Source organism: Fusibacter paucivorans (genome assembly GCF_018390735.1).
GTDB classification, from domain to species: Bacteria; Bacillota; Clostridia; order Peptostreptococcales; family Acidaminobacteraceae; genus Fusibacter; species Fusibacter paucivorans.
Window position 1 is genome coordinate 1 of sequence record NZ_JAHBCL010000053.1, and the last position, 16,062, is coordinate 16,062.

The window sequence follows — 16,062 nt, forward strand, 5'->3', positions numbered from 1 at the left end:
TGCTGTTTTACTTTGCTTCATAAGACAATTGCCAGCCAACACCGAATTTGTCAACAAGTGCACCATAGCATGGACTCCAGAAAGTTTCCTGAAGCGGCTGCTGAACAGCTCCATCTGTAGACAAGGCATCAGAAACGCGCTTGGTCTCTTCAATAGCATCAAGTGTTACGACAATGCTCATATTGCTGCCAACCTGAAATGGCATGTGCGCCGGTGTATCCGATACCATTATTTGCGTCCCATATATTTCTATCGTCGCATGCATAATCAACGGCTTCATTTCATCCGGCATATCAAATCCCGTTGACGGCGGAGCGTCGCCATATTTCATGATCTCCTTCCCATTTTGTCGTTATGACATTCATACCAACCATCACAGCCTCTAAACATTTTGTTTATAACGCGTAATACTTTTCCATGAGCGCTTCCATCGCCGCTTCTTTAGCCTCAATTTTAGCCGTATGTTCAAGCAGTACTTCATAGTCGTTCTCTAAACGATCTGTCTGCGCTTTCATTTTCGCAATCACTTCATTAAGCGCATCAATCTCGGTCTCTAATTTTTGTCGCTGCATTTCTGTCTGCCGCTCTTTTCTATTCTTCAGCTTCATTTCATTTTCACGGCGTTCTGCCGGTTTGATATGCTGGGGAGGTGCCGAGTTTTGAGATTTGACTTGTAGCTGCTCAGCAATCGCATGTTTTTGTTCATGTTGTGCTTGATACATCTCAAAATCACCACCGTATTGAAGAAGGTGCTTTTTATATATTTCAGCAATGCTTGTGGCACAGTTCTTTAAAAAATACCGGTCGTGTGAAATAAAGAGTACGGTGCCGTCAAACGTATTCACAGCTGTCTCAACAATCTCACGCGTACGAATATCAATGTGATTGGTGGGCTCATCCAAGATAAGACAATTAATATCCTGCGCTACCAATATCGCCAGCATTAAACGCATTTTTTCGCCGCCTGATAGATTCTCAACGCGCTTGAAGACATCCTCACCGTAAAAACCATATCGCGCCAGTTTATTTCGAATATCGCCTTCAGGCTGTGGGTGTGCTGCATTATATGTTTCTAAAAGCGTCATACCCTCCGATTCAAAAGTGATCACTTGCGGCAAATAGCCAATACATAGCGAGGGATTAACGCGAAACGGAGGCTGTTCTGCCAAGATTGCTTTAAACAGTGTTGTTTTGCCCGTACCATTGGCGCCAATAAATCCCATCTTTTCACCGCGTGCTACAGTTAGATCGCCATCTTTGATCAATAATTTATCGCCGATTGAAAGTTCAATCTGTTCCGCATCAACAGCAATCCGCCCTGCTTTCTGTGTTCCTTCAAAGTTCAGTTTAAAGTCAACAGATTGCCGTATCGGTCGATCCATTTTGTCCATTTGATCAACACGTCGCTCCATGGCTTTGGCGCGTTTAAAAAGCATTTCATTGTCGCCGCGTTTCGCCCAGTCTCTCAAGCGCTTCGCCGCTTCTTCGATGTGCTTGATTTCACGTTCCTGCTGGTTATATTGCTTCACTGCCAGCTCATGGCGAATCTCACGCTCAGTGAGGTAGTCCGAATAATTGCCAAAATACGTTTCGATGACGCCATTTTTTAATTCATATATTTTTTGGATGACATTGTCTAAAAAAGCTCGGTCATGGGACACAATGAGCACACTGCCTTTATATTGCCGTAAATAATCCTCAAGCCATGTCATCGTCTCTATATCCAAATGATTTGTCGGTTCATCCAGCAATAGAATATCCGGTGACTGCAACAGCAGTTTTGCCAGTTGTACACGTGCGCGTTCTCCGCCGCTCAGTTCGCCAAACCACTGTGACTGCATCGCTTCTGAAATACTAAGCCCTTGACAGATACGATCCACTGACGCATCGATCTCATAGCCGCCGCCATGTTCAAATGCCTCTCTCAGTTCACCGATTTTTATGAGCTTTCTTTCTAAATCAGGATCGTTTTCACTAAGACTTATTTCGAGTGCATCAAATTGTGCCTTGATGTCATAAAGCGCTTCATATGCTTCAACGATGACATCGCGAACACGTTTGTGCACGTCTTGGTCTGCCGACTGCTCAAGATAACCTATTCTGGCACCATTACGCACAATTCGCTGGCCGGAATCGGCGTTCAACGTGCCTACAATAATTTGAAAAAGTGTTGATTTGCCGGATCCGTTGTCACCAATGAGCCCAATCCGCTCCTGCGTTTGCAATGTTAGCGTCACCGATTCTAAAACTGGATCCGCAAAGTATGTTTTCTTTATATCATTTAATGTAATTTCTATCATTTTATATGCTCCTCTTGTCGTATGAGGCAACTGCATCATTAAAATTAGTCCTTTCACCATCATATGCATATCCTTTGAAAAACGGAAATGCAACAGATTGTACCGAAGGATTAACTTAAGGTCATTATGCAATTGCCTTATATGTGTTAAGTTTAAATTGTTTCTTTTTAAACATCAAAAACGCCCCTCCCAATCTCGGGAAGAGCGTCCATTTACGAGCATATCAAATCATTTCATTATTGACTGATCACACACTCGAATTTTGGACAGATTCCTCCCGTTTTTCAACGTTTTAAATGCGATGCCCACAAGATAGAGCATTGATTTATCTGTCCATGTTGTCGATTTTACAGATGTGATCATAGTCTTTGCCTTTCATTTCATACTGCATGCATTGTACCACAACAGCAATCGTTTTTCAACTATGATTTCTGTCGTTATTTTATCAACCGCTTTCGTTTCACACTTTATTTCATTTGCATCAGCAAACGTTCAAAATTGCCATGTGCAATTTTTTCAAGTGCTTCTTGAGCGTATCCCTTTTGTTTTAAAACTTCAAAAAAATACGGCACTTTTGTATGGTCCTCAAATCCCGGAATAACATCGGACAGATCGCCACCTTTTAAATAATCACAAAAATCAAAGCCGCAGCCAACGTGGTCAATGCCAATTTTTTCTACGAGGTAAATTGCTTGATTGACAAAATCATCGAAGCTCCGTGCATCCCCAACAAAACCAGGGTACGCATTCAAGCCGACGACGCCGCCAATATCCCTTATCGCCAGCAGCTGTTCGTCAGTTAAATTTCTAGGGTGATCGCATAAAGTTCTCGCATTGGAGTGCGATGCCATCATCGGCGTGGTTTTTATCCGCATAAGATCCCAAAATGACTTTTCGTTAAGATGCGAAACGTCTACGAGCATGCCCTTTGTTTCCATATGCTTAACAGCTTGACGTCCAAGCGCCGTAAGTCCTCTGTCAGCACTTCCTTTGGCACCCGTTGCTAGCGCATTTTCTTCATTCCATGTCAGCGAAGCATGTCTTGCACCCATGTCATATAGCGAATCGAGCAATGCCAAATCATTTTCAATATAGCTGAGTCCTTCCAACCCAAATACAGCGGCTATTTTTCCCTCGGCCGCAGCTTCATCATAGATCGCCCGATTGGTGGCAATCTTTAAAATACTTTTGCCGTCTTCAACTTCAGCTTTGATTGCATCAGCAATCATCTTTACGCGCTCAAGCGGTCTATCGAAGTATTGATTGTCGATCCAGATGACAAAAATACCCCCGCGGATATTGCCCGCTCTATGATTGGCAAGATGGTGATTTTCAAAGACACTTCGCTCGCCTAGTTCACGACACTGCGCAACGTGTGTCCAAATATCTTCGTGTGCATCAAATACAGGTATCATCATATGTGCCTCCTAAATAATATGATTATCAATAGATATCAATTAAAAATTATCCTTTCAAAACACGAGTATCATTTTCTCTACAGTATAGCTCTATTTGAACAGCATGAATAGCCAGCGGTACAATTGTTAATAATTCTTAACATTTTAAGTGACAGCAGCCAATCCTCCTACCGCCTCCTTCAATTCCTTTCAATAACAGAATGTCTCATAATCTTAAAATGAATGTCAGCGCTCTGGTGCTATAATAATAGATAAGGCAATTGCATCATTCAAACTTTAAGCCGTTCACTACAATATGTACTATTATTGTCGTACGAAAATTCAACATATTGTCGTACAGGCTCAATTAAAGTTAACGATGCAATCACCTTAAGATAGTAAGACATTTAGGAGGTCGAAATGTATCCAAAAGCACTTAGGCAAGGTGATACCGTTGCTGTACTCTGCCCCTCAACACCAACATTTCGCGAAAAAGTTGACAAAGCTGAAATCGGTCTTAAACGTCTGGGGTTAAAACCGTTGATGATGCCATCGTGTTATGCCTATCACGGCCATTTAGCAGGTCGCGATTCACTGCGGCTAAAAGATTTGCACGATGCCTTTCGCTCACCTGATATCAATGGCATTATTAATCTTAAAGGCGGTTCTGGAGCAACGCGCCTTTTGGCATCACTAGACTACGATCTAATCGCTCAAAATCCAAAAGTCTTTATTGGCTACAGCGATATTACGGCACTGCATACCGCCATCCATCAAATGACTGGTCTCGTTACTTATCATGGTCCTATGGCAACCTCTGATATCTTTATCAATGATGAGAACTGTGATGAATATTCGCTGAATAGTTTTAAAGCAAATATTATGACCCCCGGTGGTTATCACGGCCTCTTAACAAACCCGCCCGGTGAATCTTTCAGCATCTTTTCGGAAGGGATTTGTGAAGGCGAACTCATTGGTGGGAATCTATCACTGCTGACACAAACATTAGGTTCACCATATGAAGTCGATACAAAAGGAAAAATTCTTTTTCTTGAAGACGTAGATGAACCCATTTATAAAATTGATAAAATGCTGACTGCATTAGCACTGGCAGGCAAATTCAGAGACTGTCACGGTATTCTTTTTGGCACCTTCTCCGGTTGCAAACCCGAGTATAAAAAGTCATACGGCGGCGAAGATCTTTCGCTTGAAACCGTTATTGAAGAAGTAGTCGTCCCGTGGCAAAAGCCAATTTTGGCAAATTTGCGTGCTGGCCATAACTTTCCACAGCCAACGCTTGCCATTGGCGGTAAAATCCAGATGAATACTTATGAAAAAAAATTAATTTTTTTATAAAAAGTTATTAAATTTATGTTATAATTTAAGTCATAAAATCCTTAGGATTTTATCTAGATTAATCCCCTTTCTCTATGAGGCACACAAGTTTCTTTGCGATAAATTCATTCCGCAATTATCATGTAATATGAAATTTGTAATGAGATTTTACACTATTAAAAATTTGATGAGTTGCTGCATCATTTTTATTATAGAAGTTATTTCGAATGCTATAACGCGGTGCTTGCCGTTGTCTTGTAGAAAAAAATGACCCTGTTGACATTCGTCGACAGGGTTTCTTTTATCAATTTAGACACGTCCTACAAACCTTACATACGCCTCTGAAATTTCTTTCGCCTTTTTCACAGTATCTTCAATTTTTTCATTAAGTGCACCATTGTCAAAGCGAATGGCTGGCCCTGAAAGCGATAATACCGCTACCAGTTCATCTACTGCATTTAAAATTGGCGCCGCAATACCGATAATCCCTTCATCGCGTTCACCATAACTTACTGCATATCCTTTTTCTCTTATTGACTCAAGCGTCTCCAGATCAATATCGGTTCCCTTAATAAGCAAATCGCATTTTTCCGGCTTAATATGTGCTAGCACGACTTTACCAGTCGCCCCTCTTATGAGTTCATGCCGTTCTCCGACGTGAACAATATGGCGTAGACTTCTTGTCGATTCTAAAGACATGATGCAGAGCTTCGAAGCTCCTTGTTCAACAAAGAGTCGAATATCTTCATTATATTTGTCAAGTAAGTCTTGCATAAAAGGCTGGCTTATTGTTTTAAGAACCATCTCATTGGACTGATTCGCAACTTTTGAGAGCTGTGATATTTTAAAACCTAACTGATAGGTTTTAGTGGCTTCATCTTTTTCTACGAAGCCCTTCGCTTGCAAAGCGCCCAAAATACGCAACACTGTTGTTGCAGATAAATTCGCAAGCTGTGAAAGCTCTGCTAGAGTAAGGGATTCTTTGCCATTCAGGAAACATTCCAGTATTTCTAAAGCCCTGTCAATTGAACGGGTTTTGGATTGTTGCGTCATTCGACCACCACCATGTATTTCTTTCGTAAAATTCTCTTAGTATTATAACATAATTTATCGAACATAAAACAGAATCCCCAATACTGAGGATTCTGTTCTGTCGTCTCTATAACATCATTGATCATTTAGGGGAAGCAATCACGATGCTCTTAAATGACAGATTAACGTTTAAAGCAATAAGTTTTGGTTCTTGATTTTGTTGATTTGTCTTTATGATATATATGTTAGGGGTTTTTAAGGTTTTGGGGTTATTCAAAATTTCAATGATTTTTAATTCTTTTGTTCAGTAGGCTTTTCTTTTGTCAAGTCACTGATTTTGCCAGCTCTGAGCATATAGCTGTCCGTCTTGTGACCTAAGAAATCAGCAGCGCGTTTTGCCAGTGCGATTGCCTTATCAAGGTCAACGCCTGTTTCAATGCCTTCATATTGACATAAGTGGAGCAAATCTTCTGAACAAATGTTTCCAGATGCACCTGGTGCATATGGGCATCCGCCAACACCGGAAAATGATGCGTCAAAATTGACAATGCCAGCTTCCATCGCTGCCATAACATTGACGAAACCAAGATCTCTCGTATTATGGAAATGCAAATTCCATTTTATTTCAGGATACTTTTCCATGACGTACTTGCATTTTTCGCGTACATCTTTTGGATATGCCATCCCCGTCGTGTCTGACAGCGAAATTTCAGTCAGCCCCATTTCAATGAAACGTTTGATAATGGGCTCAATTTTCGCCATACTGATATAACCTTCAAACGGACAGCCAAATGAAGTTGAAATTGCTGCTGAAACTTCAATATTGTTTGCACGTGCCAATTCAATACAGGCAGCAAACTGTTCAACAGTTTCTTCGGTCTTGCGGTTAAAGTTACTCATATTGTGCGACTCGCTAGCCGATACTGTCAGTTTTACTTTTTTAATACCAGCGTTAATGGCGCGTTCGACACCTCTGAGATTTGTAATGAGCACACGTAATTCAACGTCATCCGGTTTCTGAATACGCTTGAAGACTTCTTCCGTATCCGCTAATGCCGGAATGGCTTTGGGATGTACGAGCGACCCGACTTCGATGACTTTATAGCCTGCGTCAATGGCCATATCAATCAGTTCGACCTTTTCATCTGTCGTCAAGATCTTTTTTTCATTTTGGAGGCCGTCACGTGGACCGACCTCACAAATATTGATGCGGTTAGGATAATTCATGCATATACTCCTTCAGTACATTTATTCGTTCTCGTTAAACTCTACCGACGGTTTCTATCGCATCTCCGTCATTAACGCAACTGTTTTTTACTATTTTTCTAATTCAGCATCGTAGTATTCGCCAAAGAGTTCTTCAAGTGCTGGGCGATCTTCTGCAATTGGTCTTGATACCCATGTTACGTTCATGTAATGCTTTAAGTTAACGTTTTCAGAAATAATGTTACCGCCCCAAGTACCACAGCCTAAGCTGGAAGTCATCGGCATACCATTTGTGAATGATCCCGCATTTGCTTTTGATTGCGGTTGTCTAACCATAATACGGCTAACAGGTGCTTCAAGTGCCAATTGATGAATGTGTTCATCATTGAATGAATAAATACCACATGAGTGACCTTTACCCATTGTATTGTAAACACCGTGCATCATTTTCAATGCATTTTCGAAACCTTCGTATTTATAAATAGCGAAAAGTGTTGTTAATTTTTCAAGTGAGAAGAAGTGGTCTTTACCAATGCCATCACCTTCAACAAAGATGAATTTTCTATCTTCTGGAATTTCGAAACCAGCAATTTTAGCAAGTTTTTGTGGTGCCACAGCAACAGTATCTGAAAGTCTGTGACCTTCTTCATCCCAAAGTACTTTTTTAAGCATTTCTTTTTCTTCAGGGTTTGCAAAATAGCCGCCGATTGCAACAAATTCTTTAACCATATCATCATAGACAGATGCTTCCATGATTAAGTTACCATCTGCTGAACAGCCTGAACCAAAGTCTGAAGTTTTACTGAGCATTGTATTCATTGCCGCTTCTTTAACGTTTGCAGTTTCATCTATAATCATTGTTGAGTTACCTGCACCAACGCCGTAAGCTGGCGTTCCTGAGCTATAGGCAGCTCTTACAAGCTGTTGACCGCCGGTTGCAAGTACTAAATCTGCTTCTGACATTAATGTTTGTGTCATTGCGAGGTTTACATTTTGAAGACATTGAATAATATCAACAGGTACGCCTTCTTTTCTGAGAGCTTCTCTCATAATTTCTACGGCTTTAAAAGCTGTCTTTTTTGATCTAGGATGTGGTGAAAAAATTACGCCGTCTCTTGCTTTAATAGCATAAACTGCTGTACCTGCTGGTGTTAATACAGGGTTTGTCGTTGGTACGACAGATGCAATAATACCAACTGGTTTTGCGTATTTTGTAATACCTTTTACCGGATCTTCTTCAATGATGCCAACACTTTTTTGTCTAAGTGAATCTCTCAAAATACCATGAACTTTGAATCTTTTGCCAGGTCTGCCGTTTGCATCACCTAAACCACTTTCTTCAACGCCCATTAATGCTAATTCTGTAAACACTTTTTTGTTAGAAATAGCTGCGGCAACTGCCTGACATAATTTGTCTACCTTTGCTTGATCATACGTTTCAAAGATTGCCTGTGCTGCTCTCGCACGTTCAAATGCTAAATCTAGTTCTTCTCTTTGTTCTTTCGTAAGTTCCTTTGCCATTTTAACCTCCAATTTCACTGTGTGTAATATATTCCGCACAATGTACTTTTCGATAATAGATTACCATCTTTCACCACCATCGTCAATGCGTTTTAGAAAAAAAAACAATCTTTTTTCCATTTATCGCCGATACTATTTCACTCAATGAAATATTACCCCAAAGCATTTTTTAGAAACAAAAAAACAGCTGCCATATTGGCAACTGTCTTAAGTCATTATGCTATTCGATTGTGATCACCTTTTTTTCAAGCCATTTCTTATATAGAGAACATTATATTGCTACATTGGTTAGAGATCGACATGAAAATTTTATTTCATTTAATATTCTTGCATATTGTGTCATCAAACAACCAGTATTATTAATAATCACATCTGCATGCTCCATGTAAAGGTGCAGCCTTTCATTATAAATGTTGTAAATTTTATCATGATTATCTTTTAAAAGCGGTCTCGTTTCAAAATCGATATCACCAATGATATCCGAAATCTCACGATTTAAAAAAACCACTTTAAAGCCATTGTCTTTCATGATCTGAATATTTTCTTTATTAAGTACAACACCACCACCACAGTCAATAACAATATTGGGTTTAGCGACTAATTGTTTGATCGTGTTGGTCTCGCTTTCACGAAAGTGGTTTTCACCGTGTTTACTGAAAATACTTGATACTGTCATCTTGTGATCTTTTTCAATCTCTTGATCAATACTATAGTAAGTAAGCGCAAGATCCTTTGCCACTTTTTGGCTTATTGTGGTTTTTCCTGAACCCATCATTCCAATAAACGCTAATCCTTTCATCTGATCCTCCCATTTTTGCGCTTCGCTTTATTTTTAAACACTCAAGGAAATTGCATCATTACCTTTAATTGATCCTTCACGGCAAACTGTTGATTTTCCGTTTTATGAATACAACACATATTATAGTGAAAGGATTAAAATTTGAATGATACCATTGCCTCACTCGTCAGATGCTATTCATTTTACAAAGTCAATCTTCCAATCAATTAAAAAAGATGGACTCTGTATTAGAATCCATCTTATCGTTCATTGTAAACTGTTATGCTTCTAATAGCTATTCCGTGCATATAAAATTGCCAGCGTAAAATTTACCCCAGTAATAAAATAAGAACATATAAAAGTAATAGCTAACAGATGATTTTTTCATAATGTTTGAAGTCATAACATTTCTCCATCGTGCAATTTTTATGCACTAAGTTGTTTAATATTTACTTAATATTATTCGAATGTCGTCATTTTGTCAACAATTTTACCGAAAAATCCCCCTTAAACGTTCAAATTCTAACCTTCTTAAAAATTTCACATAAGTGGGACAAATATTTTTGCAATCCTTTCACATAAAAAAAACATCATTGATGTCGATTACCTAATAACTGTCATTCATTGTATATCAAAATTAAACTTTGCTTTACCAATAACAAAACCAGTTATCATCACTATATTCAATAGATGTTGAAACTGGTTTTATAGGTGTTCTGTCTATTCATTTTTATTCGCGTCGTTCGATAAATTTGCATGTACTCATAGCCATCTTGATAAAGCATTGCTTTTAGGATTCAAAACCTAAATCTGCAGAGGCCTTTTTCGACATAAGCCGTGTATCTTCGATTTTTTCTTCGAGATCAACGCCTTGAAATCTTGTAAATAACCCTGTCATTGTCAATGATGCGACAACTTCCCCTTCAGCATTTATGATTGGTGTTGCAATACATGAAACGCCCTCATCTTTTTCGCCTGTAGAAAATGCAAAGTGGTCAATCTGTATCTTTTCAACTGCTGACCAAAGAAATGGATTATCACCAATTAATTTTTTTTGATGATTTAATGGCTCATATGCCAATAGCAGTTTGCCTGATGCGCCGGATGCCAAGTCCAGGTAAGCCCCTTTACCGACAGCCTGTTTAAGCGCACGCGTCGTCTCAATACGCTCAACACAGAGAATTTGATCGCCTTCAACAACATATAAACTGATACTTTCATCATATTTTTTGTTGAGTTGCTCCATATACGGTTTAGCGACCTCAATTAAATGATCATATTTGAGCTCTGTGCATTTCGTTCCCAACAGTGCAATCTTTGGACCCAGCGAGTACTTTTTATCACTGCTTTTGGTCAGGTAGGCATTCACGGTCATTGTACTAAGCAACCGATAGGTTGTACTTGGCGAAAGTGATATCTTTTCAGATATCTCATTTAATGAAAACTCATGCTGCTCTCCCATAAAACAGTCTAAAATTTCCAGCGCCCTGTCAATCGCCCGTGTCGTCCCCTTTTTTTCTTCCATTTAAATCACCTCTTACGAAGGGAATATAGCACGTTCCATTTGTTTCAGGCCATAAACCACTTCAAACTTAAATTGCCTTTGTTAATATATCGAGCACTTCGCTCAAAGATTCTACCGGTATCTGACCTGGTGCAGAAACTTGTCCAACAGCGCCAAATGTCATTGCCGATCCAAATACTTCTCCTGTCAAACGACTGATAACGCCTTTCGAAGACATTGACATCGTGATAATTGGCCGATCGGCAAACTCTTCGTACATTCGGCTCGTTGCGCTGAGCAAAGTCAAAACATCTGCTTTCGATTGCGGCATCATCGCAATTTTGGGAATATCAGCATTCATTGACTGCATCTTCAGCATACGCTTTATTAATTCTTCTTCTGACGGCGTTTTATGGAAATCGTGATTTGATGCAATTACCAGACAGCCTGCTTCATGAATATTGTCAATACTCTGCTTAACGATGTCATCACCTGAAAAGATTTCAACATCAATAATATCTGCCATGGCACTCTTAGCAACAGCTGTATTCAATGCAACATAGGCTGGCATTTCAATCGCTTTTTCACCGCCCTCACGATCTGTTCTAAACGTAAAGATCAAGGGGGTATCCTTTAGAACCATTCTTAATTCTATCAGCGTATCCAACACAGCGTCCACTTGGTATACATCTTCATAGAAATCGGCCCGCCACTCAACAAGGTCAATCATATCATAGTCAAATTCATTCGCCTTATCAATAATCTGCGCTTTTGTCTTGCCAACAATTGGGACAATAATTTTAGGTTTCCCTACACCAATAATTACATTTCGAACATGATAACTTTTCTTTTCCATATAACCTCCAATGTTCAATACAGCGATTAGAATCGTATTCTCTTCGTGTCATTAAGATTGCGATACAATACTTTCATATAGTATACACTATTAATAAGCGAAAACAGAACACGAATTTCCAATCATAAAAATATTTTAGTCGTATTAAACCATTGATATCAGTTATGGGTCCTTTAAGCTGCATATATTATGGACAACATGTGCGATCAACCGTTGACTACTTATTTCATTATACGGATTTACAATTTTTAACTAACGAAACAGTTATCTCCTTATCCACACATTTTACATCATATTTAAACTGAAAAAAAGATACAGACGCAATGAAAACACTAATTATAAGCCAATCATTTCCAATTATTCCATTCATCAAAATTCATTTTCACTTAATGACAAATCTTATACTAGTTTAACATTGCCATTTATGTCTGTCAATAACGGCACCTGTCAATCGATTATTTTGATAACACCATCAGCGAACAATGCAAACGGATGCGATGTATTTGCCATTTTTTATTTAATGAAAAAATAGCATCATTCAAAGTTTTGATCCTTTGCAACAGTATGTATTCTTTTCATAAGATGAAAATTCAACCTATTCTCGTAAAGAATCCACGAAAGGTAATGATGTAATTTCCTTAAATAAAAAAGATGGCTGATTAGGTATTCAGCTCATCTTTAGCAAGTATTTTCTGTTTATCGTAAAGACTGCCTGTTAAGCACACGCAAAGAAAATCTGACCCCAATAGATTGTAAACGTCAGTGTCACCGCACTTACTATCGTTGCCATAATAACAACTTGCGTTGCAAAAGTCTCCTGATTTTCTAATTCAACAGCAATAAGCGCCGTATTTACTGCCGGTGGCAAAGCTGAGATAATCAACAGCGTCTGTGCGACGACACCGGTGAAACCAAAGGCCCAAATTAAAGCGGCACCAATAATAGGACCGGCAACAAGCCGCATCAACACCGTCAGCACAACATCTGAATTGCCAAATTGCACTTTGGTTTTGGACAATTGTATCCCAAGTGTAATTAGCGCCGTTGCAACTAAACTATTTTTCATATACACGAGCGCAGTCCAAATAAAAAAGGTCGTCACATCAAATGGCATCGCCTTTAAAACAAAGGCCAATGGAATCGCGTATATTGAAGGCATGCTAAGTATCTTTTTCAGTGATCCTCTCATTGACATCGAAGCGCGCCCCGCATTAAAAAAGCCAAGCGTGTTGGTGGTAATATTATTAAAGACAAGGGCAATAATCAATGTTGTCTGAGCTGTCATCAAGAAAGGCGTCTCGCCGCCGACGACATTACTACCCGTACTAAAAACCAAAATAATAAGTGATAATCCAATGTTGCCCGTATTGCTGAAAGTGATTGCGTTTTTAACCGCATTGGTCATTGAAACATCATATCCTCTTGTCTTGCCAATCCCCCTTGCCAAAATATCATTGACAATCAGGTAAACAGCGCAAAATATTAAAATCTTAACCATTGACCAGTCAAGTTCTGTGGTATAAAGATTGACAAAGATAAATGCCGGCATAAACAAATAGAAATTGAGTTTACTTAAAGTAAATATATCAAAAGTAAAACGCTTACTTAGTACAAATCCCAATCCTATGAGAACAAATATCGGTAGAATATTATTAATGAGAACAAACAGGAAAACTGACATCGTGCCTCCTCTTTAGCACTGCATTCTAATCAATGACTTATAATAAGTTTTATCTCCTACTCAATGCAGGTAAATGATTTTCCACAACATTATAGCACCAATCTCATCAAGAAACCAAGCAATATCATCTTCCGCCGTCGGTCAAACATAGCCTTCCATATATAAAAACTATAATCTCTATTTCAACTTTCCTGTTATTCCAATGCATTAAGGAATTTTGATGTTTTCCAAATCATGCTCACTCATTCATAAAAACTATAAATGCATATGCTATTTAAGTCCATTTTCTTAAAGGAAATTTCATTTTATGCTTGGGGGACTGTCTTCCAAATCAATCGATTTGAATCAAAATGACATGTCATCATGCCGCCGTCAACAAGATAGGATAAGAAAGATCGAATGGTACTCCCCACCAGCACATACTGATTCAAATCAAGTGTAAGACTGTAATGATCAAAGACCTCTTTTAGGATTTCTTCAAAATTCAATCCCATTAGACACGTTTGCAAAATAAAGGTCTCAATCTCCTTCACTTTAGCAATATTTTTTTCAGCCAGAGGTTTAATATCTTTGACGGCATCCGCATGAGATGGAATAAACAATGCGCCCGACAAGTTCATAATATGTTGAAGTGTCGCCAAATAGCCTGCAACATCATAAATAAAGGTAAAATGATACTTGTTAATAATATGTTCTCCAAAGACACAGTCACCCAAGAAATAGATATCATCTGATGTTTTAAAGCCAACCATTTCGAAAAAATGTCCCGGCAGCGAAAACATCGTCAACCCCTCAGGCAGCGTTTCAGGCGTTAGCAATAGCGTCTCTGAGGGCTTCGCCATTAAAAATTTATTGCGAAGTGATTTTTGAGCGTACCCGCCATAGAGAATTGCCGTTTCCAGCTCAGGGTTCTCTGTAAAGTACTGTTCAACTTTTGTGGCATAGATGGGGCAGCCCGTCTTTTTTTGTATCCATTGGTTACCGCCAATATGATCTGCATTAGAATGTGTATTATAGATGGCTTTAAGCGTCCAGCCCTCACCATCCAAGACGCGAAGTACTTTTTTTGCCGCTTCTTTATCATTCCCAGTGTCGATTAAAACCACTTCGTTCTCACCTGTTTTGTAAATGCCTATTTTAGCCGGACATTCAATATAATAAGTTTTTTCACCCACTTGATACAATTCATACATACGTTTTTCTCCTCTCTATAACACGATAAATTTATTTCTAAAGCATTTTTGAATCACTTGCTTTTCATCTATGCACCAACAGCATAAAGTGTTTGCGCCATAAAAATTGCAAATGTCAAAGTCGCTGCACTGATAATGGTCGATGTTACGACTACCTGTGTTGCATAGGCTTCCTGACTTTTGAATTCCACTGCAATCAGTGCCGTATTTACCGCAGTAGGCACCGAATACGCAATAAGCAGTGTCTGTGCAACAACCCCTTTAAAACCAAATGCGGCGATGAGCACCATCGCCAGTATCGGACCGCCTAACAATCGCATAAATACTGCCAAATAGACACTATTATTATGAAAATCAATTTTGGTTTTCGAAAGCTGAACGCCAAGCGTTAGCAGCGCCATGGCAACCAGTGCATTCTTCAAATAAACCAGCGCCGGCCAGCCGAACCAAGCAGTGGCATCAATCGGTGAAAGCTGAAGGCCAATCGCCAACGGAATCGTATAGACTGCCGGCATTGAAAAGATTTTTTTGATGGTATCCTTTACCGACATGGTTGCCCTTCCCGCATTGTAAAAACCAAAAGTATTAATCGTGATATTGGTAAAGACCATCACGACAATCAGAGATGCCTGTGCCTCATTTAAAAAGGGCGTCTCACCGCCAATGAGATAAGGACCTGTGCTAAAAACAAGTGTGACAAGAGAAAGCCCAATATTTCCTGTATTGTTAAACATCAGTGCGTTTTTAAAAGCATTGGTTAAACTGGTATCATAACCTCGCCACCTGCCGATCCCGGCAGCAATCATATATGTAATGGCCAAATAAGCTGTACAAAATAGCGTAATTAACAGCATATTAATGGATAAAGGCGTTTCATATAGGTTAACAAAAATAAATGCGGGTGAAAAAAGATAAAAAATCATTTTACTTAGCGTATTCATATCAAAGTTAAATTGCTTGCTCAGTATAAATCCTAAGCCAATCAACAAAAAAATCGGAACAATATTGTTCACGAGAATAAAGAAAAAGACATGCATCTATAAGGCCTCCAATTCTGTCGTTTCTTGCAGTGTTTTGTACGATTCTATGATCGCATCATATATGAGTACGATATACTTCTTTCTATTATAAACGATTTTTTACGCATTACAAAGACGTGTTCTATATAAACGTATTAACGAATCCCTCTCTCGTCGACAAGATCATAAAACTTCCGTCATCATAACCAATCAGTCATCAGATAGTACAACTGCAATCTT

The 16,062-nt window shown here is 39.0% G+C and carries 13 protein-coding genes; 1 reads left to right on the forward strand and 12 read right to left on the reverse strand.

Going from position 1 to position 16,062, the window contains the following annotated elements:
* Nucleotides 1-7: 7 nt before the first annotated feature.
* The 3 genes from KHM83_RS18590 to KHM83_RS18600 all read right to left on the reverse strand — a co-directional run bounded on the left by KHM83_RS18590 (nucleotide 8) and on the right by KHM83_RS18600 (nucleotide 3,718).
* Entirely contained in the window at nucleotides 8-331 is a 324-nt protein-coding gene (locus KHM83_RS18590) for a VOC family protein (protein WP_213238538.1), read from the reverse strand.
* A gap of 64 nt (nucleotides 332-395) precedes the next feature.
* The gene (gene abc-f, locus KHM83_RS18595) at nucleotides 396-2,300 is read right to left on the reverse strand and encodes a ribosomal protection-like ABC-F family protein (RefSeq protein ID WP_213238539.1); all 1,905 of its coding nucleotides are present in this window, start codon (nucleotides 2,298-2,300) and stop codon (nucleotides 396-398) included.
* A gap of 467 nt (nucleotides 2,301-2,767) precedes the next feature.
* A complete protein-coding gene (locus KHM83_RS18600) occupies nucleotides 2,768-3,718 on the reverse strand; it encodes a dipeptidase (protein WP_246543203.1) in 951 nt (316 codons plus the stop codon).
* Nucleotides 3,719-4,117: 399 nt separating this feature from the next.
* On the opposite strand from KHM83_RS18600, the gene KHM83_RS18605 reads away from it, so the two are divergent.
* On the forward strand, nucleotides 4,118-5,053 hold the full coding sequence (locus KHM83_RS18605; protein WP_213238540.1) for a S66 peptidase family protein: 936 nt from the start codon (nucleotides 4,118-4,120) through the stop codon (nucleotides 5,051-5,053).
* A gap of 288 nt (nucleotides 5,054-5,341) precedes the next feature.
* Here the strand turns inward: KHM83_RS18605 and KHM83_RS18610 are convergent, their stop codons facing one another.
* The 9 genes from KHM83_RS18610 to KHM83_RS18650 all read right to left on the reverse strand — a co-directional run bounded on the left by KHM83_RS18610 (nucleotide 5,342) and on the right by KHM83_RS18650 (nucleotide 15,840).
* Complete coding sequence (locus tag KHM83_RS18610; protein ID WP_213238541.1) at nucleotides 5,342-6,085, reverse strand: IclR family transcriptional regulator; 744 nt, start codon at nucleotides 6,083-6,085, stop codon at nucleotides 5,342-5,344.
* Between the two features lie 270 nt (nucleotides 6,086-6,355).
* Nucleotides 6,356-7,291 (reverse strand): hydroxymethylglutaryl-CoA lyase, encoded by a 936-nt coding sequence (locus KHM83_RS18615; protein ID WP_213238542.1) that lies wholly within the window; start codon nucleotides 7,289-7,291, stop codon nucleotides 6,356-6,358.
* Between the two features lie 90 nt (nucleotides 7,292-7,381).
* Nucleotides 7,382-8,791 carry an aldehyde dehydrogenase family protein gene (locus KHM83_RS18620; RefSeq protein ID WP_213238543.1) on the reverse strand — a complete coding sequence of 470 codons (1,410 nt, stop codon included), beginning with the start codon at nucleotides 8,789-8,791 and terminating at the stop codon, nucleotides 7,382-7,384.
* 271 nt (nucleotides 8,792-9,062) lie between these two features.
* Complete coding sequence (locus KHM83_RS18625) at nucleotides 9,063-9,590, reverse strand: shikimate kinase (protein WP_213238544.1); 528 nt, start codon at nucleotides 9,588-9,590, stop codon at nucleotides 9,063-9,065.
* A gap of 769 nt (nucleotides 9,591-10,359) precedes the next feature.
* Nucleotides 10,360-11,094: an IclR family transcriptional regulator gene (locus KHM83_RS18630; protein WP_213238545.1), complete on the reverse strand. Its 735-nt coding sequence runs from the start codon at nucleotides 11,092-11,094 to the stop codon at nucleotides 10,360-10,362.
* 67 nt (nucleotides 11,095-11,161) lie between these two features.
* Entirely contained in the window at nucleotides 11,162-11,929 is a 768-nt protein-coding gene (aroD, locus tag KHM83_RS18635; protein ID WP_213238546.1) for a type I 3-dehydroquinate dehydratase, read from the reverse strand.
* A 715-nt stretch (nucleotides 11,930-12,644) separates the two neighbouring features.
* Complete coding sequence (locus KHM83_RS18640) at nucleotides 12,645-13,610, reverse strand: AEC family transporter (protein ID WP_213238547.1); 966 nt, start codon at nucleotides 13,608-13,610, stop codon at nucleotides 12,645-12,647.
* A gap of 305 nt (nucleotides 13,611-13,915) precedes the next feature.
* Complete coding sequence (locus KHM83_RS18645; protein WP_213238548.1) at nucleotides 13,916-14,803, reverse strand: MBL fold metallo-hydrolase; 888 nt, start codon at nucleotides 14,801-14,803, stop codon at nucleotides 13,916-13,918.
* Nucleotides 14,804-14,871: 68 nt separating this feature from the next.
* Entirely contained in the window at nucleotides 14,872-15,840 is a 969-nt protein-coding gene (locus tag KHM83_RS18650) for an AEC family transporter (RefSeq protein WP_213238549.1), read from the reverse strand.
* Between the last annotated feature and the right edge of the window lie 222 nt (nucleotides 15,841-16,062).

Excerpts from the sequence above, each read along its gene's own strand:
- KHM83_RS18590 (WP_213238538.1), bottom strand. The coding sequence starts at position 331 with ATGAAATATGGCGACGCTCCGCCGTCAACGGGATTTGATATGCCGGAT.
- abc-f (WP_213238539.1), bottom strand. The coding sequence starts at position 2,300 with ATGATAGAAATTACATTAAATGATATAAAGAAAACATACTTTGCGGAT.
- KHM83_RS18600 (WP_246543203.1), bottom strand. The coding sequence starts at position 3,718 with ATGATGATACCTGTATTTGATGCACACGAAGATATTTGGACACACGTT.
- KHM83_RS18605 (WP_213238540.1), top strand. The coding sequence starts at position 4,118 with ATGTATCCAAAAGCACTTAGGCAAGGTGATACCGTTGCTGTACTCTGC.
- KHM83_RS18610 (WP_213238541.1), bottom strand. The coding sequence starts at position 6,085 with ATGACGCAACAATCCAAAACCCGTTCAATTGACAGGGCTTTAGAAATA.
- KHM83_RS18615 (WP_213238542.1), bottom strand. The coding sequence starts at position 7,291 with ATGAATTATCCTAACCGCATCAATATTTGTGAGGTCGGTCCACGTGAC.
- KHM83_RS18620 (WP_213238543.1), bottom strand. The coding sequence starts at position 8,791 with ATGGCAAAGGAACTTACGAAAGAACAAAGAGAAGAACTAGATTTAGCA.
- KHM83_RS18625 (WP_213238544.1), bottom strand. The coding sequence starts at position 9,590 with ATGAAAGGATTAGCGTTTATTGGAATGATGGGTTCAGGAAAAACCACA.
- KHM83_RS18630 (WP_213238545.1), bottom strand. The coding sequence starts at position 11,094 with ATGGAAGAAAAAAAGGGGACGACACGGGCGATTGACAGGGCGCTGGAA.
- aroD (WP_213238546.1), bottom strand. The coding sequence starts at position 11,929 with ATGGAAAAGAAAAGTTATCATGTTCGAAATGTAATTATTGGTGTAGGG.
- KHM83_RS18640 (WP_213238547.1), bottom strand. The coding sequence starts at position 13,610 with ATGTCAGTTTTCCTGTTTGTTCTCATTAATAATATTCTACCGATATTT.
- KHM83_RS18645 (WP_213238548.1), bottom strand. The coding sequence starts at position 14,803 with ATGTATGAATTGTATCAAGTGGGTGAAAAAACTTATTATATTGAATGT.
- KHM83_RS18650 (WP_213238549.1), bottom strand. The coding sequence starts at position 15,840 with ATGCATGTCTTTTTCTTTATTCTCGTGAACAATATTGTTCCGATTTTT.